Annotated in this window: 22 protein-coding genes and 1 riboswitch; of the genes, 6 read left to right on the top strand and 16 right to left on the bottom strand. The window is 72.2% G+C overall.

Features of this window, described 5'->3' with window-relative positions; translation table 11 throughout:
* Window positions 1–30: 30 nt before the first annotated feature.
* From RGE_RS11920 to RGE_RS11875, 10 genes are all read right to left on the bottom strand, one after another.
* Window positions 31–1,242, bottom strand: a complete 1,212-nt coding sequence (locus tag RGE_RS11920; protein ID WP_014428650.1) for a TIGR03862 family flavoprotein — start codon at window positions 1,240–1,242, stop codon at window positions 31–33.
* The gene (ribB, locus tag RGE_RS11915) at window positions 1,235–1,897 is read right to left on the bottom strand and encodes a 3,4-dihydroxy-2-butanone-4-phosphate synthase (RefSeq protein WP_014428649.1); all 663 of its coding nucleotides are present in this window, start codon (window positions 1,895–1,897) and stop codon (window positions 1,235–1,237) included. Before ribB ends, RGE_RS11920 begins: the two co-directional genes overlap by 8 nt.
* 92 nt (window positions 1,898–1,989) lie before the next feature.
* A riboswitch (FMN riboswitch) is annotated at window positions 1,990–2,134 on the bottom strand.
* A gap of 40 nt (window positions 2,135–2,174) precedes the next feature.
* Window positions 2,175–3,086, bottom strand: coding sequence for an SDR family oxidoreductase (locus RGE_RS11910; RefSeq protein WP_014428648.1), 912 nt, complete (start codon window positions 3,084–3,086; stop codon window positions 2,175–2,177).
* On the bottom strand, window positions 3,083–3,535 hold the full coding sequence (locus tag RGE_RS11905) for a GNAT family N-acetyltransferase (RefSeq protein WP_014428647.1): 453 nt from the start codon (window positions 3,533–3,535) through the stop codon (window positions 3,083–3,085). The genes RGE_RS11910 and RGE_RS11905 overlap by 4 nt, the downstream gene beginning before the upstream one ends.
* A complete protein-coding gene (locus RGE_RS11900) occupies window positions 3,532–4,542 on the bottom strand; it encodes an NADP-dependent oxidoreductase (RefSeq protein WP_014428646.1) in 1,011 nt (336 codons plus the stop codon). Before RGE_RS11900 ends, RGE_RS11905 begins: the two co-directional genes overlap by 4 nt.
* 16 nt (window positions 4,543–4,558) lie before the next feature.
* Window positions 4,559–5,347 (bottom strand): SDR family oxidoreductase, encoded by a 789-nt coding sequence (locus tag RGE_RS11895; RefSeq protein ID WP_014428645.1) that lies wholly within the window; start codon window positions 5,345–5,347, stop codon window positions 4,559–4,561.
* Entirely contained in the window at window positions 5,347–5,637 is a 291-nt protein-coding gene (locus RGE_RS11890) for a Dabb family protein (protein ID WP_014428644.1), read from the bottom strand. Before RGE_RS11890 ends, RGE_RS11895 begins: the two co-directional genes overlap by 1 nt.
* Before the next feature lie 14 nt (window positions 5,638–5,651).
* A complete protein-coding gene (locus RGE_RS11885) occupies window positions 5,652–7,433 on the bottom strand; it encodes an acyl-CoA dehydrogenase (protein ID WP_014428643.1) in 1,782 nt (593 codons plus the stop codon).
* Window positions 7,430–8,605 (bottom strand): acetyl-CoA C-acyltransferase, encoded by a 1,176-nt coding sequence (locus RGE_RS11880; protein WP_014428642.1) that lies wholly within the window; start codon window positions 8,603–8,605, stop codon window positions 7,430–7,432. The genes RGE_RS11885 and RGE_RS11880 overlap by 4 nt, the downstream gene beginning before the upstream one ends.
* A gap of 23 nt (window positions 8,606–8,628) precedes the next feature.
* Complete coding sequence (locus RGE_RS11875; RefSeq protein WP_014428641.1) at window positions 8,629–10,737, bottom strand: 3-hydroxyacyl-CoA dehydrogenase NAD-binding domain-containing protein; 2,109 nt, start codon at window positions 10,735–10,737, stop codon at window positions 8,629–8,631.
* 218 nt (window positions 10,738–10,955) lie between these two features.
* Here RGE_RS11875 and ubiM point away from each other — a divergent pair, with 218 nt between their 5' ends.
* Window positions 10,956–12,158, top strand: coding sequence for a 5-demethoxyubiquinol-8 5-hydroxylase UbiM (ubiM, locus tag RGE_RS11870; RefSeq protein WP_014428639.1), 1,203 nt, complete (start codon window positions 10,956–10,958; stop codon window positions 12,156–12,158).
* A gap of 1 nt (window position 12,159) precedes the next feature.
* On the opposite strand, the gene RGE_RS11865 is transcribed toward ubiM, so the two are convergent.
* The 4 genes from RGE_RS11865 to RGE_RS11850 are packed head-to-tail and all read right to left on the bottom strand — an operon-like array spanning window position 12,160 to window position 15,870.
* Window positions 12,160–12,855, bottom strand: coding sequence for an ABC transporter ATP-binding protein (locus tag RGE_RS11865; protein WP_014428638.1), 696 nt, complete (start codon window positions 12,853–12,855; stop codon window positions 12,160–12,162).
* Complete coding sequence (locus RGE_RS11860; RefSeq protein ID WP_014428637.1) at window positions 12,849–13,613, bottom strand: ABC transporter ATP-binding protein; 765 nt, start codon at window positions 13,611–13,613, stop codon at window positions 12,849–12,851. The genes RGE_RS11865 and RGE_RS11860 overlap by 7 nt, the downstream gene beginning before the upstream one ends.
* A complete protein-coding gene (locus RGE_RS11855) occupies window positions 13,610–14,848 on the bottom strand; it encodes a branched-chain amino acid ABC transporter permease (RefSeq protein ID WP_014428636.1) in 1,239 nt (412 codons plus the stop codon). Before RGE_RS11855 ends, RGE_RS11860 begins: the two co-directional genes overlap by 4 nt.
* Window positions 14,845–15,870: a branched-chain amino acid ABC transporter permease gene (locus tag RGE_RS11850; protein ID WP_014428635.1), complete on the bottom strand. Its 1,026-nt coding sequence runs from the start codon at window positions 15,868–15,870 to the stop codon at window positions 14,845–14,847. Before RGE_RS11850 ends, RGE_RS11855 begins: the two co-directional genes overlap by 4 nt.
* 73 nt (window positions 15,871–15,943) lie before the next feature.
* On the opposite strand from RGE_RS11850, the gene RGE_RS11845 reads away from it, so the two are divergent.
* From RGE_RS11845 to RGE_RS11825, 5 genes are all read left to right on the top strand, one after another.
* Window positions 15,944–17,437 (top strand): protein adenylyltransferase SelO, encoded by a 1,494-nt coding sequence (locus RGE_RS11845; RefSeq protein ID WP_014428634.1) that lies wholly within the window; start codon window positions 15,944–15,946, stop codon window positions 17,435–17,437.
* On the top strand, window positions 17,434–17,880 hold the full coding sequence (msrB, locus tag RGE_RS11840) for a peptide-methionine (R)-S-oxide reductase MsrB (RefSeq protein WP_014428633.1): 447 nt from the start codon (window positions 17,434–17,436) through the stop codon (window positions 17,878–17,880). Before RGE_RS11845 ends, msrB begins: the two co-directional genes overlap by 4 nt.
* A 96-nt stretch (window positions 17,881–17,976) precedes the next feature.
* Window positions 17,977–18,618, top strand: a complete 642-nt coding sequence (locus tag RGE_RS11835; RefSeq protein WP_014428632.1) for a septation protein A — start codon at window positions 17,977–17,979, stop codon at window positions 18,616–18,618.
* Window positions 18,615–18,878, top strand: coding sequence for a BolA family protein (locus RGE_RS11830; protein ID WP_014428631.1), 264 nt, complete (start codon window positions 18,615–18,617; stop codon window positions 18,876–18,878). The genes RGE_RS11835 and RGE_RS11830 overlap by 4 nt, the downstream gene beginning before the upstream one ends.
* A 68-nt stretch (window positions 18,879–18,946) precedes the next feature.
* A complete protein-coding gene (locus tag RGE_RS11825) occupies window positions 18,947–19,759 on the top strand; it encodes a peptidylprolyl isomerase (RefSeq protein ID WP_014428630.1) in 813 nt (270 codons plus the stop codon).
* A 55-nt stretch (window positions 19,760–19,814) separates the two neighbouring features.
* On the opposite strand, the gene RGE_RS11820 is transcribed toward RGE_RS11825, so the two are convergent.
* Window positions 19,815–22,313 carry an ATP-binding protein gene (locus RGE_RS11820; RefSeq protein ID WP_014428629.1) on the bottom strand — a complete coding sequence of 833 codons (2,499 nt, stop codon included), beginning with the start codon at window positions 22,311–22,313 and terminating at the stop codon, window positions 19,815–19,817.
* Between the two features lie 104 nt (window positions 22,314–22,417).
* Window positions 22,418–23,818: a DEAD/DEAH box helicase gene (locus RGE_RS11815; protein ID WP_014428628.1), complete on the bottom strand. Its 1,401-nt coding sequence runs from the start codon at window positions 23,816–23,818 to the stop codon at window positions 22,418–22,420.
* Between the last annotated feature and the right edge of the window lie 188 nt (window positions 23,819–24,006).

Raw genomic sequence — 24,006 nt, 5'->3', positions numbered from 1 at the left:
CTCGGGTGCGCCCACGGCCGGTGCGGCCGCTCAGCGGGACAGCCAGCGTGCGGCGCCGTCACCCGCGGCGAGCCCGGTCGAGAAGCAGCCGGTCAGCAGATAACCGCCGGTCGGCGCCTCCCAGTCGAGCATCTCGCCGGCGACGAAGACGCCCGGCAGCGCGTTGAGCATCAGGCCCTCGTCGACGGCGTCCAGGCGCACGCCGCCGGCGCTGCTGATCGCCTCGGCGATCGGCCGCGGGGCCGTAACCGGCACCGGCAGCGCCTTGATCGCCGCGGCCAGCTTGTCGACGTCGTGCTGCTCGGCCTTGGGCACCAGCTCCCAGAGCAGCGTGGTCTTCACGCCACCCAGGTTCAGCCGCGACTTCAGGTGCGAGGCCAGCGAGCGGCTGCCCCGCGGGTGCGCGAGTTCGCGCCGCACCCAGTCCAGCGGCCGCGCCGGCAGCAGGTCGAGCTCGAAGACCGCCCGCCCGTCGCGTGCGATCGCATCGCGCAGCGCCGCCGAGAAGGCATAGACCAGGCTGCCCTCGACGCCGGTCTCGGTCAGCACGAACTCGCCCGGACGGCGGTCGCCGCCGAAGGCGATGGCCACCGACTTCAGCGGCTCGCCGGCGTGGCGCGTGCGCAGGAACTCGCTCCAGGCGACGTCGAAGCCGCAGTTGGCCGGCGCCAGCGGCGCCAGTTCGACGCCACGCGCCGCCAGCCAGGGCCACCAGGCGCCGTCGCTGCCCAGGCGCGGCCAGCTGGCGCCACCCAGCGCGAGCAGCGTCGCGTCGGGACGGCGTGTCACCAGGCCGGCCGGGCCGTCGAAGGCCAGCGCGCCGTCCTCGGTCCAGCCGGTCCAGCGGTGGCGCATCTGGAAGACGACACCGGCCGCACGCAGCCGGTGCAGCCAGGCGCGCAGCAGCGGCGCAGCTTTCATCTCCGCCGGGAAGACGCGGCCCGAGGTGCCGACGAAGGTCGACACGCCGAGTTCGGCGGCCCAGGCGCGCAGCGCGTCGGCGCCGAAAGCCTGCAGCCGCGGCGCCATCCAGCCGGCCGCCGCGCCGTAGCGCGCGACGAAACGCTCGAAGGGCTCGGAGTGCGTCAGGTTCAGCCCGCCCTTGCCGGCGAGCAGGAACTTGCGCCCCGCCGAGGGCATCGCGTCGAAGACCTCGACGCGGTGCCCGGCGGCGGCCAGGCGTTCGGCGGCCATCAACCCGGCCGGGCCGGCACCGATGACGACGACCAGGCGATCAGCCATCGGCCCTCCCCTGTCGCCACTGCACGAGGTCCTCGATGGACAGCGTCGGCAGACCGTGGGCCGCGGCGAAAGCCTCGATCTGGGCGCCTCGCGCCATGCTGCCGTCGGGGTTCATCAGCTCGCAAAGCACCGCGGCGCGTCGCAGGCCGGCCAGGTCGCAGAGTTCGATCGCGCCTTCGGTATGGCCGCGGCGCTGCAGCACGCCGCCGGCTTCGGCGCGCAGCGGAAAGACGTGGCCGGGGCTGACCAGCGCCTCGGCACAGGCGCCCGGGCCGGTGGCGGCGCGCACCGTCGTCAGCCGGTCGGCGGCGCTGACGCCGGTGGTCACACCTTCACGCGCCTCGATCGACACGGTGAAGGCGGTGCGGTGGCGGCTGCCGTTGTGCACGACCATCGGCGCCAGGCGCAGCCGCTCGATGGCGTCGGGCGGCAGGCAAAGGCAGACGATGCCGCTGCCTTCGCGGATCAGCATCGCCATCGTCGCTTCGCTCAAGTGCTCGGCGGCGACGATCAGGTCGGCCTCGTTCTCGCGGTCGTCGTCGTCGACGAGCAGCACCGGGCGTCCGGCGCGCATCGCCGCTGCGGCGGCTTCGAGCCGCTGGCGCAAGGTGGCAGTTGAACCGGCCAGCGCCGGGGTGTGGAGAGTTGGATTCATGTGGAGACGCTCCTTCGAGTGGGACGGAGACGTTCCAGGGACGCATGCGCGCCGCCACGCCGCGACCAGCCGGAGCCGGGCGCGGCGAAGCGGCACGTCTTCTTTCATCCGGACTGTGACCGTCGGCCCTGGCTTCGCACCAGATCTGCTGACCCCGGCTCGCGCCGGGCGCTCGCGGGCTCGCGGCCGAAGCCGCCTACCGCCGGTGGGGAGTTCCACCCCGCCCTGAAGACGTGTGCCGGCACCATGCCGGCGCCAGGACTGTAACCGCTGGCGCTCAGCCGCGGCCGCGCAGCGCCGCGCGCAACTGCTCGCCGACCTGGGGCCGGTCGGCGAAGGCGTCGCTGGGGTTGCGGCCGGCGACGAGGTTTTCCATGCGCTGGCGCACCGAGCCCAGCGTCTGCGGGTGGCTGAAGACGTAGAAGCGGTTCTCGTCCATCGCGTCGAAGACCCACTGCGCGACGTCGGCAGCGCTGACCTTGCCGCCGGTGACGGCCTTTTCCATCATCGCCTGGGCGACCATCTGGCTGCGGGTCGGCCGGCCGTCGGCGGCCAGCTCGGCGGGCCGGTGGCGGCCGCTCTCGTGGATGCCGGTGGGCACGAAGAACGGGCACAGCACGTGGGCGTGCACGTGTTCGGCGACCAGCGACAGGTCCTGATAGAGCGTCTCGCTGAGCGCGACTACGGCGTGTTTGCTGACGTTGTAGACGCCCATGTTGGGCATGTTGACGAGGCCGGCCATGCTGGCCGTGTTGACGACGTGGCCGCGGTAGCCGGGGTCGGCCTGGGCCGCCGCCAGCATCGCCGGCACGAAGACCCGCACGCCGTGCGCGACGCCCATCAGGTTGACGCCCAGCACCCACTCCCAGTCCTTGGCCGACTGTTCCCAGATCAGCCCGCCGGCGCCGACGCCGGCGTTGTTGAAGACGAAGTGCGGCGTGCCGAAACGCTCGAAGGTGGCCGCCGCCAGCGCCTCGACCTCGGCCGCCTTGGCGACGTCGAGCCGGAACGGCAGCACCTCGGCGCCGCGCCCGCGCAACTCCTCGGCCGCGGCCTCCAGCGCGGCGGGCTGCAGGTCGGCGGCGACGATCTTCATGCCACGGGCCGCGGCGATGCGCGCGGTCTCCAGGCCGAAGCCGCTCGCGGCGCCGGTGATGACCGCGACGCGGCCCTGCCAGTCGGTGTTCATCGGGAGCTCCTCAGCCGCATTTCGAGGTGGGGGATGTCGTCTTCGAGATAAGGCTCGCCGACCGGCTCGAAGCCGAAGCCGGCGTAGAAACGATCGAGGTGCGCCTGGGCGCTGATGCGGATGCCCTGGCCCGGCCACGCCGCCAGGGTTCGCTCAACGCCTTCGGCGACCAGCGCGCGGCCCAGCCCGGTGCCGCGGCGCTCGGGCGAGCTGATGACGCGGCCGATCGAGGGCTCGGCGTACTTCAGCCCCGGGTCGACGACCCGCAGATAAGCCTGCAGCACGCCGGCCTCGTCACGGCCGAGCAGATGCCAGCAGTGCCGGTCGACGCCATCGGGGTCCAGGTACGGCCCTTGTTCGAGGATGAAGACGCGGCAGCGCAGCGCCAGCGCGTCGTAGAGGTCGTCCAGGCGCAGGTCGTGCCAGCGCAGCCAGTGCCAGTGGATCAAACGAGTTTCACCAGTTGTTTGCCGAAGTTGCGGCCCTTGAGCATGCCGAGAAAGGCCTCGGGCGCGGCAGCGAGGCCTTCGGCGACGCTCTCGCGGTACTTGATCGTGCCGCCGGCCACACCCGCCGCCAGCTCGCGCAGCGCCTCGGGCCAGTCGCCCATGTGCTCGCTGACGATGAAACCCTGCACCGTCAGCCGCGACTGCAGGATCAGCTGCGGCCAGCTCATCGGGATCGGCTGGCCGTCGTAGCCGGCGATCATCCCGCACAGCGCGATGCGGCCGAAGGCGTTCATGCGCAGCATGGTCGCGTCCATCACCGCGCCGCCGACGTTCTCGAAGCAGCCGTCGACACCGTCGGGTGCGGCGTCGCGCAGCGCGCGTGCCAGCGATCGTGCGTCGGCGTGTTCGCGGTAGTCGATGCAGGCGTCGAAACCCAGTTCGTCGACGACGTAGGCGCATTTGGCCGCTCCGCCGGCATACCCGACGACGCGGCAGCCGCGCGCCTTGGCGAGCTGGCCGACGACGCTGCCGACGGCGCCGCTGGCCGCGCTGACGACCACCGTCTGCCCGGCCTGGGGCGCGATGATGCGCACCAGCCCGTACCAGGCGGTGACGCCCGGCATGCCGACGGCGCCCAGGTAGGCCGACAGCGGCAGCCGCGTGTCGACCTTGCGCAGCATGCCGGCCGCGCCGCCGTCGACCACCGAATAAAGCTGCCAGCCGCCCATGCCGACGACGGCGTCGCCGGCGGCGTAGCCCGGGTGACGCGAGTCGACGACCTCGCCGACCGTGCCGCCGATCATCACCTCGCCCAGCGGTTGCGGTGCGGCGTAGCTCTTGGAGTCGTTCATGCGGCCGCGCATGTACGGGTCCAGGCTCAGGTAGTGGTGGCGCACGAGCACCTGGCCCTCGGCCAGCGCCGGCAGCGGCGCCTCGACGAGGCGGAAGTTGGCGGCCGTCGCTTCGCCTTGCGGTCGCGAGGCCAGCACGATCTGCTGGTTGTTCATGTCGTCTCCTGGAGCCCTAGCCAGCGTGCACGGCGCTGACACCGCCGTCCACCGCCAGCACCTGGCCGGTGATGTGTTTGCCCGCCGGGCTGCACAGCAGCAGCGCGGCGCCTTTGAGATCGTCGTCGTCGCCGATGCGGCCCAGCGGCGCGGCGGCGGCCAGGCGCTGTTCGCCCACCGCTTCCAGCGTGCCGCGTGTCATCTTGCTCGGGAAGAAACCCGGCGCCAGCGCGTTGACGTTGATGCCGTGGCGGCCCCATTCGCCGGCCAGCGTGCGCGTGAAGTTCACCACCGCGCCCTTGCTGGTGCCGTAGGCGATGAACTGCATGTTCAGGCTGCCGGCCAGCCCTGCAATCGACGCGACGTTGACGATGCGCCCCGAACGGCGCGGGATCATGCTGGCGCGCGCCACCGCCTGCGAGAACAGGAACAGGCTGCGCACGTTGAGGTCCATGACCTTGTCCCAGGCGTCCAGCGGGTGGTCCTCGGCCGGCGCGCCCCAGGTGGCGCCGGCGTTGTTGACGAGGATGTCGATCGGCCCCAGGCGCTGCAGCGTCTCGTCGACGATGCGCTGCACGTCCTCGGGCCGGCTGGCGTCGCCGGCGACCCAGCGGGCGTCGACGCCACGTTCGGCGAGGTGGGCGACGGCCTGCTCAAGGTCGGCCGCCTTGCGCGAGGTCAGCATGACTTTGGCGCCGGCTTCGCCCAGCGCCTCGGCGATCTGCAGCCCCAGGCCGCGCGAGCCGCCGGTGACGAGCGCGACACGCCCGTCCAGGCGGAAGAGGTCCATCACCGGCGTGCTCATCAGCCCTCCGTCGTGTAGTCCAGCACGTGGCGCGTCTGGCGCAGCGTGCCCAGCAGCTTGGACACCGCCTGGTGATGCGGGTGGTTCTGGTAGGCGTCCAGCGCGGCGGCGTCGGCGAAGGTCGAGTCGAGCAGCACGTCGACATTGGCCTCGCAGCCGGGTTCGGCGATCGCGGCGCGGAAGTGCAGCATGCCCGGCACCAGCGCCGCGCAGGAGTCGAGTTCGGCCTTGAAGCGCGGCGCGTCGGCCTTGTCCTTCAGGGTCCACATCACCAGGTGTCGTACAGCCATCGTTCGGTCCTCGGTCAAAAACAGGAATCGTCCAGTTCGCGCACCAGCGCCTCGCGCCGCGCCACCGGCGCCAGCCAGGCGTCGATCTTGGGCAGCTCGTAGGCGTAGAAGTAGCGCGTGGCCGCCAGTGTGCCCGGCCGCGAAGCACCCGTCGCCAGCGCCAGATCCAGCCACAGCCAGGCGACGACGACGTGGCCGAAGGCCTGCAGATAAGGCGTCGCGTTGGCCGTCGCCGCCTCGGCGTCGCCGGTGGCCCAGGCCGAACGCGTGGCCGCTCCCAGGCGCTGCAAGGCCCCGGCCAGCGCGACGCCGGCTTCGGCCAGGCCGGCGACCTGACCGGCACGCTGCGCCGTGGTGTCGATCCGGGTCGCCAGCAGCTTCAGCGCCGCGCCGCCGTCGGCCAGCACCTTGCGGCCCAGCAGGTCCAGCGCCTGGATGCCGTGCGTGCCTTCGTGGATCATGTTCAGGCGGTTGTCGCGCCAGTACTGCTCGACCGGGAAGTCGCGTGTGTAGCCGCAGCCGCCCAGCACCTGGATGGCCAGCGAGTTGGCCTCCAGGCACCACTCGCTGGGCCAGCTCTTGGCGATCGGCGTCAGCAGCTCCAGCAGCCGGCGCGCGTCGGCCGCGGCTTCGGGCGTGCCGGTGCGCGCTTCGTCGACGAGGCGGGCGCAGTACAGCGACAGCGCCAGCCCGCCTTCGACATAAGTCTTCTGCGCCAGCAGCATGCGCCGCACGTCGGCGTGGCGCAGGATGGGCACCTGCGGCTGCGCCGCGTCCTTGGCGCCCAGCGGCCGGCCCTGGGGGCGTTGGCGTGCGTAATCCAGGCTGGCCTCGTAACCCGCCCAGCCGAGCATCACGGCGCCCAGGCCGACGCCGATTCGCGCCTCGTTCATCATGTGGAACATGCAGCGCAGGCCGTCGCCGGGGCGGCCGACGAGCCAGGCGACGGCGCCGTCGCGCTCGCCGAAGTTCAGCAGCGTGTTCGTCGTGCCGCGGTAGCCCAGCTTGTGGTTCAGCCCGGCGAGCGCGACGTCGTTGCGCCGGCCCGGCCGGCCGTCGGGCCCGGGCAGGAACTTCGGGCAGATGAACAGCGACAGGCCTTTGACGCCCGGCGGCAGGCGGCCGGTTTCGTCGGGGATCTTGGCCAGCACCAGGTGCACGATGTTGGCCGCCAGCTCGTGCTCGCCGCCGGAGATCCACATCTTGTGGCCGCGCAGCCGGTAGCGTGGGCCCAGCGCATCGGCTTCGTGGCCGGGGCCGTCGGGCTCGGCGCGGGTCGCGACGTCCGACAGCGACGAGCCGGCCTGCGGCTCGCTGAGGCACATCGTGCCGAACCACTCGCCGGCGAACAGCCGGCGCGCGAAGGTCTCGCGCTGCGCCGGCGTGCCGTGCGCGGCGATCAGGTTGGCGTTGCCGGTGGTCAGCATCGCGTAGCCGGCGATCGCCACGCTGGCCTGGCTGAAGAAGGCGTTGGCCGCCATCTCGGCGACACAAGGCAGTTGCAGGCCGCCGAACTCGGCGTCCTGCGAGGCCGCCAGCAGCCCGGATTCGACGTAGGCCGCGACCGCGGCGCGGGTGCTCTCGGGCAGGTGCACCCGTTCGCCGTCGAAACGCGGCTCCTCGACGTCGGCGCGGCGGTTGGCCGGCGCGAACCGTTCGGCGGCGATGCGCTCGGCCAGGTCGAGCACCGCGCCGACGGTCTCGCGCGAGTGCTCGGCGTGGCGTTCGCGGGTGAACAGCGTGTCGACGTCCAGCCAGTCGTGCAGCAGGACGTCCAGGTGCTCGCGCAGGCTCACAAGACCTCGAACACGCCGGCCGCGCCCATGCCGCCGCCGATGCACATCGTCACGCAGACACGTTTGGCGCCGCGGCGCCGGCCTTCGATCAGCGCGTGGCCGGTCAGGCGCTGGCCGCTGACGCCGTAGGGGTGGCCGATCGCGATCGCGCCGCCGTTGACGTTGAGCCGCTCCATCGGGATGCCGAGCCGATCGGCGCAGTACAGCACCTGCACCGCGAAGGCTTCGTTGAGTTCCCAGAGGTCGATGTCGTCGACCGTCAGCCCCAGGCGCTGCAGCACCTTGGGCACCGCGAACACCGGGCCGATGCCCATCTCGTCGGGCTCGCAGCCGGCGACCGCGAAGCCGAGGAAACGGCCCAGCGGCTTCAGCCCCTTCTGCTCGGCGTACCGCTCGTGCACGACGACGCAGGCGCCGGCCCCGTCGCTGAACTGGCTGGCGTTGCCGGCGGTGATCACGCCGCCGGGCATCGCCGGGCGGATGCCCTGGATGCCTTCGTAGGTCGTGCCCGGGCGCAGGCCTTCGTCGACGCTGACCGTCACTTCGCGGCTGCGCAGCCCCAGCACCTTGTCGGCGACGCCGGCCACCGTCGTCACCGGCACGATCTCCTCGGCGAACAGGCCCTGCTCCTGCGCCGCGCAGGCGCGCTGCTGGCTCTGCGCGCCGTAGCGGTCCTGGCGCTCCTTGGAGATGCCGTAGCGCCGGGCGACGTTCTCGGCCGTCTGCAGCATCGTCCAGTAGATCTCGGGCTTGCTCTTCTTCAGCGCCGGGTCGAAGAGCATGTGCTGGTTCATCTCCTGCTGCACGCAGGAAATGCTCTCGACGCCGCCGGCGACATAGACCTCGCCTTCGCCGGCGACGATGCGCTGCGCCGCGCTGGCGATGGTCTGCAGGCCGCTGGAACAGAAGCGGTTGATCGTCATGCCGGCCGTCGTGACCGGCAGCCCGGCGCGCAGCGCGATCTGGCGCGCGATGTTGGCGCCGGTCGCGCCCTCGGGGTTGGCGCAGCCCATCAGCACGTCCTCGACGGCGGCGGGTTCGATGCCGGCGCGCTGCACGGCCGCGGCGACCGCCGCAGCCCCCAGCGTCGCGCCGTGGGTCATGTTGAATGCACCCTTCCAGCTCTTGGCCAGCGGCGTGCGTGCGGTGGAGACGATGACGGCTTGGCTCATGGTCGGTCCTCGGGTTCGGGGCTTCAGGCGGTGAAGCGGCGGCCTTCGGCGGCCAGGCGCTCGAGCAGCGGCGCGGGCTCCCAGAACCCGGCGTCGTCCAGCGGGTTGCGCGCGAAGGCCTTCATCGTCTGCACGACGTTGAAGAGGCCCTGGCTGTCGGCGTAACACATCGGCCCGCCGCGCCACAGCGGGAAGCCGTAGCCGGTGAGGTAGACCATGTCGATGTCGCTGGCCTTGCTGGCGATGCCGTCCTCGAGGATCTTGGCGCCTTCGTTGACCAGCGCGTAGACCAGGCGGTGCACGATCTCGTCGTCGGAGATCGTGCGCGCCGTGATGCCGAGCCCGGCGCGGTGCTGGGCGACCATCTCCTCGACCACCGGCGACGGGATCGCGTCGCGTTTGCCGGGCGCGTAGTCGTACCAGCCGGCGCCGGTCTTCTGGCCGTAGCGGCCCATCTCGCAGAGCAGGTCGGCGGTCTGGCTGTAGCGCATCTGCGGCTGCTCGACGTAGCGGCGCTTGCGGATCGCCCAGCCGATGTCGTTGCCGGCCAGGTCGCCCATGCGGAACGGGCCCATCGCGAAGCCGAAGGCCTCGACGGCCTTGTCCACCTGCTGCGGCGTGCAGCCCTCTTCCAGCAGGAAACCGGCCTGGCGGCTGTACTGCTCGATCATGCGGTTGCCGATGAAGCCGTCGCAGACGCCCGAGACCACCGCCGTCTTGCGGATCGTCTTGGCGAGCTGCATCACGGTGGCCAGCACGTCCTTGGCCGTCTTCTCGCCGCGCACCACCTCCAGCAGCTTCATCACGTTGGCCGGGCTGAAGAAGTGCATTCCCACCACGTCGGCCGGGCGCTTGGTGAAGCCGGCGATGCGGTTCAGGTCCAGCGTCGAGGTGTTGCTGGCGAGGATGGCGCCCGGCTTGACGACCTCGTCCAAGGCGCCGAAGACCTGCTGCTTGACGCCCAGATCCTCGTAGACGGCCTCGATGACGAGGTCGCAGTCGGCGAGGTCGGCGTAGGACAGCGTCGTCGTCAGCAGCGCCATCCGCTGCTGGTACTTGTCCTCCTTCAGCTTGCCCTTCCTGACCTGGGCTTCGTAGTTGCGGCGGATCGTCGCGACACCACGCTCCAGCGCCTCGGCCGTCGTCTCCAGGATCGTCACCGGCAGGCCGGCGTTGAGGAAGTTCATGCTGATGCCGCCGCCCATCGTGCCGGCGCCGACGACGCCGACCTTGGCGATGCGGCGCAGCTGCGTGTCCTCCGGGACGTCTGGGATCTTGCTGGCGGCGCGTTCGGCGAAGAAGGCGTGGCGCAGCGCCTGGCTCTCGGGCGTGAACATCAGCGCCATGAACAGTTCGCGCTCGTAGGCCAGGCCGGCGTCGATGTCGCGTTTGACCGCGGCTTCGACGGCGTCGACACACTTGGCCGGCGCCGGGAAGTGCCTGGCCATCGCCTTCACCGTGTTGCGCGCGAACTGGAAGAAGGCGTCGGGGTTGGCGTGGCGAGCCTTCAGGTCGCGCACGCGTGGCAGCGGCGCGCCGCCGGCGTGTTCGTGGCCCTTGGCGGCAGCGAAGGCCACGGCGCCGGCCAGCAGCTCGCCTTCGACGATCTGGTCGAACAGCTTCTGCCCCGGCACCGAAGCCAGCAGCTCGCTGGCCACCGGTTCGCCGGAAACGATCATGTTCAGCGCGGTCTCGACGTCGAGCACACGCGGCAGGCGCTGCGTGCCGCCGGCGCCGGGCAGCAGGCCCAGCTTGACCTCGGGCAGCGCGACCTTGGTGGCCGGCGCGGCGACACGGTAATGGCAGGCCAGCGACAGCTCCAGCCCGCCGCCCATGCAGGTGCCGTGCATCGCGGCGACCACCGGCTTGCCCGCCAGCTCCACCTGGCGGATCAGCGAATGCAGGTTGGGCTCGGCGATCGCCCGGTCGGTGCCGAACTCCTTGATGTCGGCGCCGCCCGAGAACACCTTGCCGGCGCCGGTGACGACGATCGCGACGACGGCGGGGTGGGCCAGCGCGCGTTCCAGGCCGGCGCTCAGTTCGCGCCGCGTCGCCAGCCCCAGGCCGTTGACCGGCGGGTTGTCCAGCGTGAGCACGGCGACCTCGCCGTGGAGGTCGTAACGGACGGCCATGATGTCTCCTTCTGGGGGCCGTTTTCCGAGGCGGGAAGGCCTCGGTTCGGCTCGGTTTCGAACGGTCGTTTCATTCTAGGAGTCGGGTTTCGGGGCGCGCTGTCCCTGCGGCGACAAAGGCCGGCGCCACCTCGTGCATGACTTCAGTCAAGCCCATGACGTCGACGCGCCGATATCGTGCGCCGGCCACTCGGGGCCTTGATGCCCCTCAAACGACCGTGAACGACCTCCACACCACCGACGTCGCCATCGTCGGCGCCGGCCCCGCGGGCCTGGCGCTGGCGGCGGCGCTCGCGCAGGCCGGCCTGCGTTGCACCGTGCTCGAACAGAACAGCGCCGAGTCGCTGGTCGCGCCGCCGGAAGACGGCCGCGACATCGCGCTGACGCACCGTGCGCGCGCCATCCTCGAGCGCCTGGGCCACTGGGACCGGCTGCCGGCCGACGAGATCGCGCCGCTCAAGCGTGCGCTGGTGCGCAACGGCGCCTCGCCGCTGGTGCTGCCTTTCGATGGCCAGGCCGACGGCCACGAGGCGTTGGGTTTCCTGGTGCCCAACCACCGCCTGCGCGAAGCCGCCTACGCCGCGGCCGCCGCCACGCCGGGCGTCGAGATCGTCGGCGACGCGCGGGTCACCGCGCTGCAGCGCGACGAACAGGCCGCGACCGTACGCCTGGCCGACGGCCGCGCCTGGCGTGCGCCGCTGGTCGTCGCCGCCGACAGCCGCTTCTCGACGACGCGGCGCCTGGGCGGCATCGGCGCGCACATGCTGGACTTCGGCCGCACCTGCATCGTCGTGCGCATGCGCCACGAGGAAGACCACGAGAACACCGCGCACGAGTGCTTCCGCTACGGCAACACGCTGGCCATCCTGCCGATGGCCGGGCGCCAGAGTTCGGCCGTCGTGACGCTGAAGAGCGACCAGGCGCCGGAGTGGATGGCGCTGTCGGACGAAGCCTTCGCGCTGCGTGTCGAGGAGCATTTCGACCGCCGCCTGGGCCGCATGGACGTGGCCGCGCCGCGTCACGCCTACCCGCTGGTCGCGGCCTATGCGACACGTTTCGTCGGCCCGCGTTTCGCGCTCGTCGGCGACGCCGCGGTCGGCATGCACCCGGTCACCGCGCACGGCTACAACTTCGGCCTCTACGGCGTCGAGGTGCTGGCTCGTGAACTGGCGCGCGCCGCGCGGGACCGCCGCGACCTCGGCGACGCCGCGGTGCTGGCCGGCTACGAACGCGAGCACCGGATGCGCACGCTGCCGATCTACCTCGGCACCAACGCCATCGTGCGCCTGTTCACCGACGACACGCCGCCGGCCAAGCTGGTGCGTGGTGCGGTGCTGAAGGCGGCCAGCGTCGCGGCGCCGCTGCGCACGCTGATCGCGCGCCAGCTGACCGGGGGCGTGCGGCGCTCGGCGCCGGCCTGAGTCAGACCTCCAGCCACTCCCGCCGCACGCCGGCGTCGGCCGCCAGCGCCGCCGGCGTGCCGGCGAAGACGATGCGGCCGTGGCCCATCACCAGGCAGCGGTCGGCGAGCTGCAGCGCGATCGCCAGTTTCTGCTCGACCAACAGCACGCCGACACCGCGCCGGCGGGCTTCGGCCAGCAGCTCGGCCACCTGGGCGACGACCTGCGGCGCCAGGCCTTCGGTGGGCTCGTCGACGATCAGCAACCCAGGGTCGCCGACCAGCGTGCGCGCCAGCGTCAGCATCTGCTGCTCGCCGCCGGACAGCACGCCGGCCGGCGCCTGCGCGCGCTCGGCCAGTCGCGGGAAGCGGGCGAGCAGTTCGGCCGTCGTCCAGCGGCCCGGCCCGGCGCGTGGGCGTTCGCCCAGGCGCAGGTTCTCGGCGACGCTGAGCGTCGGGAAGACGTCGCGGCTCTCGGGCACGTAGCCCAGGCCGGCGCGCGCGATCTCGTGCGCCGGCTGTCCCAGCAGCTCGGCGCCTTGCCAGCGCACCGAGCCGCGCGCCGGCAGCAGGCCCATCAGCGCCTTGGCCGTCGTCGAACGGCCCGAGCCGTTGCGGCCCAGCAGCGCGACGATCTCGCCGGGCGCGACGTCCAGATCGACGCCGTGCAGCACCGGGCGCACGCCGTAACCGGCTTCGAGGCCGCGCACCGTCAGCATGCGCCCTCCCCGGCCGGCGGCAGCGCGCCGAGGTAGGCCTGCTGCACGCGCGGATCGGCGCGCACCGCCGCGGGCGTGTCGAAAGCGACGACCTCGCCGTCGACCAGCACCGCGATGCGGTCGGCGAGCTCGAAGACCACGCCCATGTCGTGCTCGACGACGAGCAGCGTGCGGCCTTCGGTCGCGCGGCGGATCAGCGCGACGAACCTGGCCGTCTCCTCACGGCTCATGCCGGCGGTCGGCTCGTCCAGCAGCACGACGTTCGCGCCGCCGGCGATCGTCAGGCCGATCTCCAGCGCTCTCTGCTCGGCGTAGGCGAGCTGGGCCGCCGGCACGTCGCGCCGGTGCTCCAGGCGCAGCATCGCCAGCAGCGCGTCGGCGCGTTCGTCGAGGCCGCGGCGACGCGCCGGGCGCCAGAAGGCGTAGCCGGCGCCCTCGCTGTGCAGCAGCGCGCAGCGCAGGTTCTCTGCCGTCGACAGGCGCGCGAACAGCTGGCTGGTCTGGAAGCTGCGCGCCAGCCCACGGCGCACGATCTCGTAAGGCGGCAGGCCCTGGATCGCCTGGCCGTTCAGCAGGATCTCGCCAGCGTCGGGCGCGAGCTGGCCGCTGATCAGGTTGAACAGCGTGCTCTTGCCGGCGCCGTTGGGGCCGATCAGCGCGACACGTTCGCCCTGGCGCACCGCCAGGCTGGCGCCGCGCACGACCTCCGTGCGGCCGAAGCGCCGGTGCACGGCGCGCAGTTCCAAGGCCGCGCTCATCGCGCCAGCTCCTGTGCCCATTGCGGCGCGAACCGCCGCCGCGCGAGAGCGAACAGCGCCGCCGCGGTGGCCAGCAGCAGCGCCGCGCCGACCCAGGCGTCGGCCGATTCGGCGTTCAGCGACAGGCCGGCGAAGTTCAGCGCCGGGCCCGAGGCCGCGTCGAGCTGGCGCTGGTACAGCATCTCGACCATCGCCGCGAGGCCGGCCAGCGCCGCGACGGCGAGCAGGACCAGCGTCGCCAGCCCGGCCCACAGCCGGCGCAGGCCCCCCGCGGCCGCGGCGCGCATCAAACCCGCCAGCGCGCCGGCCAGGCCGCCGGGTGCGATCATCACGACGGCGATGAAGGCCAGGCCCAGGTACAGCAGCCAGGCGCGCGTCAGCGCCGACAGCAGCACGCCGGACAGCACCATCAGCACCGCGCCGATCATCGGCCCGGCGAAATAGCCGCTGCCGCCCAGCACCGTGAACAGCAGGTAGGCGCCGGACCTGAGCGAGCCCAGCACCTCGGCGCTGACGATCTCGAAATGCAGTGCCGCCAGCCCGCCGGCCACGCCCATGAAAAAACCCGAGACCAGGAAGGCGCGATAGCGCACGCGGCGTGCGCTGTAGCCAACGAACTCGGCACGCAGCGGGTTGTCGCGCACGGCGTTCAGCATGCGGCCCAGCGGGGTGCGCGTGAAGCCGTACATCGCCGCGGTGCAGACGAAGCAGTAGACGGCGATCAGCGCGTAGACCTGCCAGGCCGGACCGAAGCTGATGCCCCAGACGGGCTCGCCGATCACGCGGTCGGCGCTCAGGCCGCCTTCGCCGCCGAAGACCGTCGGGAACATCAGCGCCAGCGCGGCGACCAGTTCGCCCAGGCCCAGCGTGATCATCGCGAATGGCGTTCCGGCCGTGCGCGTCGTCAGCCAGCCCAGCGTCGCCGCGCCGGCCAGCCCGCCGAGGCCGCCGACCAGCGGCACCAGGCTGACCGGCAGGGCCAGCGTGCCGGCCGCCATCCAGCGCAGCGTGTGGATCGCCGCGTAGGCGCCGAGGCCCGAATAGACCGCGTGGCCGAAGCTCAGCATGCCGCCCTGCCCCAGCAGCAGGTTGAAAGCCAGGCAGGCGACGATGGCGATGCCGATCTGCGACAGCAGCGTCAGCGCCAGGCTGCTGTCGAACAGCCAGGGCGCGCCGGCCAGCGCCAGCGCGTAGGCGCCCCAGACGAGCGCGGCCCGGATCCGGTGCCCCGTCATCCTTCGCGCGTGCCGAACAGCCCGCGCGGGCGCAGCACCAGCACCAGCACGAGCAGCAGGTACGGCAGGATCGCCGCCACCTGCGACAGCTTCACGCTCCACAGCGCCAGCGCCGCGGTCTCGGGCGCCGGCGTCCAGTGCAGCGCGGCAGCTAGGTCGGCGAGCGAACGGTCGCTGGCCACCGCGAACGAGTCCAGCACGCCCAGCAGCAGCGAGGCGACGAAAGCCCCGGCCAGCGAGCCCAGCCCGCCGATGACGATCAGCGCGAAGACGACCGGCCCGACGGCCTGCGCCATCGAGGGCTCCGTGACCCGCATCGCGCCGCCGACGACGCCGGCCAGCGCCGCCAGCGCGGTGCCGGCACCGAAGACCAGCATGAACACCCGCGGCACGTCGTGGCCCAGCGCCTGCGCCATCTGCGGGTGCGTCAGCGCGGCGCGGATCACCAGGCCCAGCCGCGTCGCCCTCAGTGCCAGCGCCAGCACGGCCAGCAGCACCAGCGCCAGCACCATCGCGAAGGCGCGCAGTGCCGGGAACTGGGTGCAGACCAGCGCCGCCTCGCCACGGCAGGCCTCGGGCGCCGCGCCCCAGGCCAGCGTCAGCCCGGCCGGCGCCTGGACCAGCGTGAAAAGCGGCCCGGCAACTGCCGGCGGCGGCTCGAAGGCCAGCGGCTGGCGGCCCCAGACGAGCTGCACCGCCTCGACGACGACGTAGGCCAGGCCGAAGGTGACCAGCAGTTCGGCGACGTGGCCTTGCGCGTGCACGCGCCGCAGCACCCAGCGCTCGAAGGCCGCGCCGGCCAGCCCGACGACCAGCGGCGCCACCACCAGCGCGACCCAGAACCCGGCGCCGGCCGCGACGGTGGCGCCGACGTAGGCGCCCAGCATGTAGAAGCTGGCGTGGGCGAAGTTCAGCACGCCCATCAGGCTGAAGATCAGCGTCAGCCCCGAGGCCAGCAGGAACAGCAGCAGCCCCACGGACAGCCCGTTGAGCAGCGAAACGAGGAAGTGCGAGGCGTCCATCACGAAGCCGTGACGATAACGGCCCGCGGCGATGAAGCCCCTGCGCCGGCGTGGCGCGCGCCCGCTTCCGACAATGGTCGCGATGAACGCCCCCGACCGGATCTTCCCCGACGGCCCGCGCTGGCGCGACGACGGCTTCGTGCGCCGCGCCGGCGCTCCGCTGGCCGTCGTCCAGCCGCCGCAGCCGGTGCCCGAGGCGCACTGGGTGGCGCGCAACGAGGCCTACGCACGCGAACTCGGCTGGTGGGACTGGCTGCAGCGCGACGAAGCTCTGGCGCTGCTGGCCGGCAACGCCCAGCCGGCCGGCGGCACGCTGGCCACGGTCTACTCGGGCCACCAGTTCGGCGTCTGGGCCGGGCAGCTGGGCGACGGCCGTGCGCTGCTGCTCGGCGAGGCCGACACGCCGCTCGGGCCGCTGGAGCTGCAGTTGAAGGGCAGCGGGCTGACGCCCTACTCGCGCATGGGCGACGGCCGCGCCGTGCTGCGCTCGTCGATCCGCGAGTACCTGGGCTCCGAGGCGATGCACGCGCTAGGCATTCCGACGACGCGCGCGCTGGCGCTGGTCGGCTCGCCGCTGCCGGTGCGCCGCGAGCGCGTCGAGACCGCCGCGGTCGTCACCCGCGTCGCGCCCAGCTTCCTGCGTTTCGGCCACTTCGAGCACTTCGCCCACACCGCGGCCGACGAAGCGGCGCTGCGCCGCCTGGCCGACGACACGATCGAACGCTATTTCCCGGCGCAGGCCGAGGCCGCCAACCGCTACGCCGCGCTGCTCGAGGAGGTGGCGCGGCGCACCGCGCGTCTGGTGGCGCAGTGGCAGGCGGTCGGCTTCTGCCACGGCGTGATGAACACCGACAACATGTCGCTGCTCGGCCTGACGATCGACTACGGGCCTTTCGGTTTCCTCGATGCCTTCGACCCCGGCCACGTCTGCAACCACTCTGACCACCAGGGCCGCTACGCCTACGCGCGCCAGCCCAACGTCGCGTTCTGGAACCTGCACGCGCTGGCCCAGGCGCTGCTGCCGCTGATAGTCGACAGCGACGCCGCCGTCGCCGCACTGGAGCCCTACAAGACCGAGTTCCTGGCCGCGCTGCAGACGGCGATGCGCGCCAAGCTCGGCCTGCGCGACGAACGCCCCGAAGACGGCACGCTGGTCGACGACCTGCTGCGCCGCATGGCCGCCGACGGTGCCGACTACACGATCAGCTTCCGCCGCCTGGCGCGTTTCGACAGCACGCCCGGGGCGCGCAACGATGCCCTGCGCGACATGTTCCTCGACCGCGAGGCCTTCGACGCCTGGGCGCTGCGTTACGCCGAGCGCCTGCGTGCCGAATCCAGCCTCGACGCCGAGCGCCGCTTGCGGATGGAGCGCAGCAACCCCAAGTACGTGCTGCGCAACCACCTCGCCGAAACCGCGATCCGCCAAGCCGAAACCGGCGACTTCGGCGAGGTCTCGCGGCTGCTGGCCGTGCTGCAGCATCCGTTCGACGAGCAGCCCGAGCACGAGGCGCTCGCCGGTTTCCCGCCCGACTGGGCGCGCCAGCTCGAGATCTCCTGTTCGTCATGAGCCTGTTCGACAAGAAACCTGCCGCCCACCCGCACGACGACCCGCGCTACGAGGTCCGCAAGAGCGACGCCGAATGGCGCGCCCAGCTGGACCCGATGCAGTACCAGGTCGCGCGCCACGCCGCCACCGAGCGCCCCTTCACCGGCAAGTACTGGGACCACACCGGCCGCGGCCGCTACGACTGCGTCGGCTGCGGCGCGCCGCTGTTCTCCAGCGAGACCAAGTTCGACGCCGGCTGCGGCTGGCCGAGCTACTGGCAGCCGCTGGAGGCCGACGTCATCGAGGAGGTGCGCGACACCAGCCACGGCATGGTGCGTGTCGAGGTGCGCTGCCGCCGCTGCGGCACCCACCTGGGCCACGTCTTCGAGGACGGCCCGGCGCCGACCGGCCAGCGCTACTGCATCAACTCGGCGGCCATCGACTTCAAGCCCGAATCCGCGTAAACCCGGCCCCGTATCGGCCCGCCGCCGTCACGGCTTCGCCGCCGGGCCGCGGCGCAGCCGGCACAATCACGGGATGAACCGTTCCCGCCGCCTTGCATGAAGCTGTTGCTGGACTTCCTGCCGATCGTCCTTTTCTTCGCCTGCTTCAAGCTCGCCGAGGGCCGCCCGGAATGGGCGGCGGACTTTGCCACCGCCAACTTCGGCTCGCTGGTCTCCGGCGGCGTCGTCGGCCCGAAAGAGGCGCCGGTGCTGCTGGCGACCCTCGTCGTCATCCTCGCGACGCTGGCCCAGGTGCTGGTGCTCAAGCTGCGCGGCAAGCGCATCGACGCGATGCTGTGGATCAGCCTGGTGCTGGTCGTCGTCTTCGGCGGCCTGACCATCTGGTTTCACAACGAGACCTTCATCAAGTGGAAGCCCAGCGTGCTGTACTGGACGATGGGCACCGCGCTCTGGCTGGCGCCGCTGCTGGCCGGCAAGAACCTGCTGAAGCTGATGCTGGGCGAGCAGATGGTGCTGCCCGAACGCGTCTGGCACCGGCTGAACTTCGCCTGGGTCGCGTTCTTCGCCGCGATGGGCCTGCTCAACATCTGGGTGGCCTACAGCTTCAGCACCGACGCCTGGGTGAACTTCAAGCTCTTCGGCGGCATCGGCCTGATGTTCGCCTTCACGATCGCCCAGGGCCTGTACCTCGGCCGCTACCTCGAGGAACCGGCCGCGCCGCACGAGGGCGGACGATGAGCCGCGCCGCCGAGATCGAGGCCGCGCTGCGCGCCGCGCTCGAGCCCGTGGAGCTCGAAGTCGTCGACGACAGCGCCCGCCACGCCGGCCATGCCGGCGCCCGCGAAGGCGGTCATTTCCAGGTGCGCATCCGCAGTGCGCGCTTCGCCGGGCTGGCGCCATTGGCCCGTCATCGCCTTGTGTATGATGCCCTCGGCCCTCTGGGCCAACGGGGCGTGCATGCACTCGCGATCGACGCGCAGCCGCCCCGGCAGGACTGACACCCCTCGAACAACTCCATCGTCGCGTCCGCCGCGGGCGGCTCGCGTCCCATCCGAAAGTGCCATCCATGAGCTCGAAGTCCTTTGCCGTGCGCACGGCGCTCGCCACCGCTGCTGCCGCGCTGCTGATGCCGCTGGCCGCGCAGGCGCAGAACATCGCCGTCGTCAACGGCAAGCCCGTGCCCAAGGCCCGCGTCGAGACCCTGCTGCAGCAGGCCGCGCGCGCCGGCCAGCAGATCAGCCCGGAACTGCAGCAGCAGGCCCGTGACCAGGTCGTGCTGCGCGAGATCTTCGTCCAGGAAGCCGAGAAGAAGGGCCTGGCCACCAGCGCCGACTACAAGGCCCAGATGGAGCTCGCCCGCCAGAGCATCCTGATCCGCGAGCTGTTCGACAACTTCCGCAAGACGCACCCGGTGGCCGACGCCACCGCCCAGGCCGAGTACGACAAGATCAAGGCCTCGGCCGCCGGCACCGAGTACCACGCCCGCCACATCCTGGTGGAGACCGAGGACCAGGCCAAGGCGCTGATCGCCCAGATCAAGGCCGGCGCCAGCTTCGAGGAACTGGCCAAGAAGAACTCCAAGGATCCGGGCTCCGGCGAGAACGGCGGCGACCTGGACTTCGCCAAGCCCGACGCCTACGTGCCCGAGTTCAGCCAGGCGATGGTCGCGCTGAAGAAGGGCGAGATGACCGAGACGCCGGTGAAGAGCCAGTTCGGCTGGCACATCATCCGCCTCGACGACACCCGCGAAGCGCAGTTCCCGGCCTTCGAGGAAGTCAAGGACCAGCTCAAGCAGCGCATGGAACAGGCCAGCCTGCAGCAGTACCAGGAAGAGCTGCGCAAGAAGGCGCGCACCGACTACAAGTTCGGCGGCGAATAAGCCCCCTGCCGCACGACGAACGAGGCCCCGCGAGGGGCCTTTTTGTTTGCTCGCCTCAGCCGCCGCCCGCCATCAGCACGAACGGCGCGTAGTCGGCCTCGTCCAGCGTGACGACGACGACCTGGTGCGGGTCGGCGGCCAGCCCGGCCTGGCGGCAGCTCGTGGCCACGGCGGCGGGCAGGCCGAGGCGCACGCAGTCGGCGGCGGCGTCGTAGGAGCGCGAGTAGGCGGCGAAGCGCCGTGCGCCGCGCTCGACGCAGCGGTCGGCATAACCGAGCAGGAAGGCCGCCGCGTGCAGCCGCCCCTCGCGCGCGGCGAAGAGCGCGAACTGCGCGCTCAGCACCTCGAACGACGCCCAGTCGCTGGCGCGTGCGACATCGGCGTAGCGCTGCAGCGCCTGGCGCGCCTCGGCCAGGCGGCCGCCGTGCAGCAGCGCATGGGCGTGGTTGCCCAGCGCGAAGCAGGCCTGCGGGCCGATGCGCCCGCGGTGCAGCGCCACCAGCTCCTCGCCGACGCGGATCGCCTCGGCGGTGTCGCCCACTTCCAGGTGCAGGTAGGCCAGGTTGGAAAGGTCGATGCGCAGATAGAAGCCCCAACCTGCCTCGCGCGCCGCGGCGACGCTGGCCCGGCAGGCCAGCAGCGCGTCGGCGGGACGACCGAGGAACGAACAGACCATCGCCTCGGCCTGGTAGCGCTGGCGCCGCAGCAGCGGCGGAAAGCCTTCGCCGCAGGCCGCGATCAGCTCGGGCAGCGCGGCCTCGGCGGCGGCCAGCCGTTGCGGCTCGGCGTCGACGCCGCTGACCAGCTGCACCCGGGCGGCGAAAGCACCACGCGCGTCGCCGAGGGCGCTGAAGAGCGCCAAGGCCTCCTGGGCGCCGGCCAGCGCGCTCGGGGTCCGGGTCATGGCCTGCACGCGGGCCAGCGCGAGGCAGTGGCGCGCACGCTCGGCCGGCGCCAGCGCCGCCGACGGCGCCAGCTCCTCGGTGCGGGCGACGAGGTCCAGGTACTCCTGCTGCCGGTAGGTCATCAGGAACAGCTGCGTGGTCTCGCCCAGCAGGGCGTAGGCGAGCGCCGCGTCGTGGCTACTCGCCCAGCGCAAGGCGGCCAGCAGGTTGTCCAGGTCGGGCTCGTAGCGGTGCCGCCAGACGCGCTCGCTGCAGTCCAGCCGGGCCTTGTCGGCGTCGGCATAGACCACCCGCACCGCACGCGCATGCCCGGCGGCGGCCTGGGCCGGCTGCGGCTCCTGCAGCAGCGAGAACTGGCGGATCGGCTCGGGCAGCCGGAAACGCAGCGGCTCGCCCGGCTCGACGCCGACGAGTCCGCAGTCGATCAGCGCGTCCAGCGCTTCGGTGACGGCTTCCTCGGCGACCTCCTGGCGCCCGATCGCCAGCGCCAGCTCGAACGAGAAGCCCCGCACGCACCAGGCCAGGCGGCGCAGCAGCAGCTGCCCCAGCGGCGAGAGCCGGCCGTAGCTCCATTGCAGCGTCGCGAGCAGCGTCTGGCGGCGCGCCGGCTGGGTGCTGTCGTTCAGGTAGGGCAGCCCCATCAGGCCTTCGGCGCCGAGGCGGCGCAGGCGCGCGGCGAGCAGGCGGATCGCCAGCGGCGAGCCGCCGACCTGGCGGCACACGCGCAACGCCAGCTCGAGCTGCAGCGTGTCGAGCTCGCGCCCGTCGCCGAGCCCGGCTCGGGCCAGGAACAGCCGCATCGCGTCGCAGCGCGTCAGCCGTTCGCGCGGCGTGCCGGGGGCCGCCAGCGCGAGGCCGTCCAGCGCCAGCACCTGCTCCTGGGGATGGTGCAGCGCCACCTGCGAACCGACGAGGATGCGCAGGCCGGGCGCGCCGGCGAACTGGTCGACGATCGAATAGACGCTCGCGGCGCAGGCTTCGGCGCCATCGAGCACCAGCAGCGCCGGATGCTGGCGCAGCGCCGCCAGCACCGCCGGCAGCGGGCCGACGTGGCGGGTCTGCGGCACGCCCAGCCGGTCGGCCACCGAGGCCGCGATCTCGTCGACGCCGCAGTGGCAACCGATCTCGACCCAGACCACCGTCAGCCCGGCACGCCGGCGCTCCTGCGCCAGGCGCAGCGCGAGCGCCGTCTTGCCGACCCCGGCGGGGCCGCAGAGGCTGGTCAGCCGTCTGCCGTCGACCAGCGCCGACAAGGCCTGCAGCTCGGTTTCGCGGCCGACGAAGCCGGCCGGGCCGGCCGGCAGCTCGGCCACGCGGTAGGGGCCGGCGACCCGCTGCGACTCGTCGGCCAGTTCCTCGACGTCGCAAGCGAGCTGATAACCGCGCCCGGGCACGGTGCTGATCGCCCCGGGGCCGAGCAGCTTGCGCAGCGCGGCGATCTGGGCCGACAGAGCGTGGTCGTCGACCGTCGGGCCGGGCCAGACGCGTTCGATCAGCTCGGCGCGCGAGATCACGCGCGAGCGGCCTTCCACCAGGGTGGCGAGCAGGTCGAATGCACGCGAACCCAGCCTGGCGGCTTCGCCGTCACGCCGGACGCTGTGCGATCCGAAATCGACCGTGCAGTGCGCGACGCGCACCCGTGGGCTCATCGCCTCCCCCCGAGGCCTTTTGAATGGCCGGGAGGATACGGCAGGCGGGCGGGAGCGCGCCGATCAACGGCGCGAAAACCCACCTCGCCGCAGCAAGCCTGCGTTCAGCGGCGCGGGCCGCGCGGCCCTTGTGCGGCGCGGCCGCCACCGTGGCCATGGCCGCCCGTCGGCGCGCCGCCGCGAGCGCCACCGCCGGCCCGCTGGCCGTTGCCGCTCTGGCCACCGGCATGGCCTTGCGGTCGGCCGCCGCCACCCGGGCGCCCGCCGCGCGACGGCGCGCCGCCGCCGCCGGCATTGCGGCGCGTGCCGCCGACGCCGATCGTCATGCGGCCGAGCACGATGGGCTCGGCCCGCTCGCCCGGCGGGGGTTCGAAGCCGGGCATCGCCTCGACCGGGATCTCGCGCTTGATCAGGCGCTGGATGTCGCGCAGGAAGATCTCCTCGTCCAGGCAGACGAGCGAAACGGCCTCGCCGCTGGCGCCGGCACGGCCGGTGCGGCCGATGCGGTGCACGTAGTCCTCGGGCACGTTCGGCAGCTCGTAGTTGACGACGTGCGGCAGCTGGTCGATGTCGATGCCGCGCGCGGCGATGTCGGTCGCCACCAGCACCTGCAGCGTGCCGGCCTTGAACTCGGCCAGCGCCTTGGTGCGTGCGCCCTGGCTCTTGTTGCCGTGGATCGCCATCGCCGTGATGCCCTGCTCGTTCAGGTACTCGGCCAGGCGGTTGGCGCCGTGCTTCATCCGCGTGAAGACCAGCACCTGGTGCCAGTCGCCCTGACGGATCAGGTGCGCCAGCAGTTCCTTCTTCTTCTCGCGGCCGACCGGGTAGACCTTCTGCGCGATCGTGTCGGCGGTGGCGTTGCGCCGCGCGACCTCGATCAGCGCCGGCTGGTTCAGCAGACGGTCGGCCAGGGCCTTGATCTCGTCGCTGAAGGTCGCCGAGAAGAGCAGGCTCTGCTTCTTCTGCGGCAGCACCGCGAGCACCTTCTTGATGTCGTGGATGAAGCCCATGTCGAGCATGCGGTCGGCTTCGTCGAGCACCAGGATCTGCACGTTCGACAGATCCAGCGTGCCCTGGCCGTGGTGGTCCAGCAGCCGGCCGGGCGTGGCCACGAGGATGTCGACGCCCTTCTTCAGGCGGTCGATCTGGGGCTGCATGCCGACGCCGCCGAACATCACCATGCTGGTGAGCGGCAGGTACTTGCCATAGGCGCGCACGCTTTCCTCGACCTGGGCGGCGAGTTCACGCGTCGGCGTCAGGACCAGCGCGCGCACGGCGATGCGGCCGCGCGAATCGCGCACCGGCTTGGAAGCCGACAGGCGCTGCAGCATCGGCAGCGTGAAGCCGGCGGTCTTGCCGGTGCCGGTCTGGGCGCCGGCGAGCAGGTCGCCGCCTTGCAGCACCGCAGGAATGGCCTGCGCCTGGATCGGGGTCGGCACGTCGTAGCCCTGATCGCGCACGGCGCGCAGCAGCGGCTCGGCGAGGCCGAGGTCGGTGAAGTTCATGAATTTGGTATTCGGTCGGCCTGTCGCCCGCTCGGGGGCGCCAGTCGCAGGCGTCGGATCAAGGGGCCGCGAGGCGGCGTCGGGCTCGACGTCGATGCAGCGACTGGGCTCTGCATCGGTGTCGAAAATTCTATCTGATGCAGATCAAATCTGCAGGATGAAACCCCACGCGTGACAACTGCCGCCGC

Origin of the sequence: Rubrivivax gelatinosus IL144 (genome assembly GCF_000284255.1) — a bacterium.
Classification (GTDB): domain Bacteria; phylum Pseudomonadota; class Gammaproteobacteria; order Burkholderiales; family Burkholderiaceae_C; genus Rubrivivax; species Rubrivivax gelatinosus_A.
The sequence above is the reverse complement of the archived record's forward strand: the minus strand, read 5'-3'. Positions and strand labels throughout refer to the sequence as shown.

Coding starts and splice junctions, on each gene's coding strand:
- RGE_RS11920 (WP_014428650.1), bottom strand. CDS start 1,242: ATGGCTGATCGCCTGGTCGTCGTCATCGGTGCCGGCCCGGCCGGGTTG.
- RGE_RS11850 (WP_014428635.1), bottom strand. CDS start 15,870: ATGGACGCCTCGCACTTCCTCGTTTCGCTGCTCAACGGGCTGTCCGTG.
- msrB (WP_014428633.1), top strand. CDS start 17,434: ATGAGCCTGTTCGACAAGAAACCTGCCGCCCACCCGCACGACGACCCG.
- RGE_RS11845 (WP_014428634.1), top strand. CDS start 15,944: ATGGTCGCGATGAACGCCCCCGACCGGATCTTCCCCGACGGCCCGCGC.
- RGE_RS11865 (WP_014428638.1), bottom strand. CDS start 12,855: ATGCTGACGGTGCGCGGCCTCGAAGCCGGTTACGGCGTGCGCCCGGTG.
- RGE_RS11830 (WP_014428631.1), top strand. CDS start 18,615: ATGAGCCGCGCCGCCGAGATCGAGGCCGCGCTGCGCGCCGCGCTCGAG.
- RGE_RS11875 (WP_014428641.1), bottom strand. CDS start 10,737: ATGGCCGTCCGTTACGACCTCCACGGCGAGGTCGCCGTGCTCACGCTG.
- RGE_RS11895 (WP_014428645.1), bottom strand. CDS start 5,347: ATGAGCACGCCGGTGATGGACCTCTTCCGCCTGGACGGGCGTGTCGCG.
- RGE_RS11835 (WP_014428632.1), top strand. CDS start 17,977: ATGAAGCTGTTGCTGGACTTCCTGCCGATCGTCCTTTTCTTCGCCTGC.
- RGE_RS11820 (WP_014428629.1), bottom strand. CDS start 22,313: ATGAGCCCACGGGTGCGCGTCGCGCACTGCACGGTCGATTTCGGATCG.
- RGE_RS11815 (WP_014428628.1), bottom strand. CDS start 23,818: ATGAACTTCACCGACCTCGGCCTCGCCGAGCCGCTGCTGCGCGCCGTG.
- RGE_RS11880 (WP_014428642.1), bottom strand. CDS start 8,605: ATGAGCCAAGCCGTCATCGTCTCCACCGCACGCACGCCGCTGGCCAAG.
- ribB (WP_014428649.1), bottom strand. CDS start 1,897: ATGAATCCAACTCTCCACACCCCGGCGCTGGCCGGTTCAACTGCCACC.
- RGE_RS11860 (WP_014428637.1), bottom strand. CDS start 13,613: ATGAGCGCGGCCTTGGAACTGCGCGCCGTGCACCGGCGCTTCGGCCGC.
- RGE_RS11890 (WP_014428644.1), bottom strand. CDS start 5,637: ATGGCTGTACGACACCTGGTGATGTGGACCCTGAAGGACAAGGCCGAC.
- RGE_RS11825 (WP_014428630.1), top strand. CDS start 18,947: ATGAGCTCGAAGTCCTTTGCCGTGCGCACGGCGCTCGCCACCGCTGCT.
- RGE_RS11910 (WP_014428648.1), bottom strand. CDS start 3,086: ATGAACACCGACTGGCAGGGCCGCGTCGCGGTCATCACCGGCGCCGCG.
- RGE_RS11900 (WP_014428646.1), bottom strand. CDS start 4,542: ATGAACAACCAGCAGATCGTGCTGGCCTCGCGACCGCAAGGCGAAGCG.
- RGE_RS11855 (WP_014428636.1), bottom strand. CDS start 14,848: ATGACGGGGCACCGGATCCGGGCCGCGCTCGTCTGGGGCGCCTACGCG.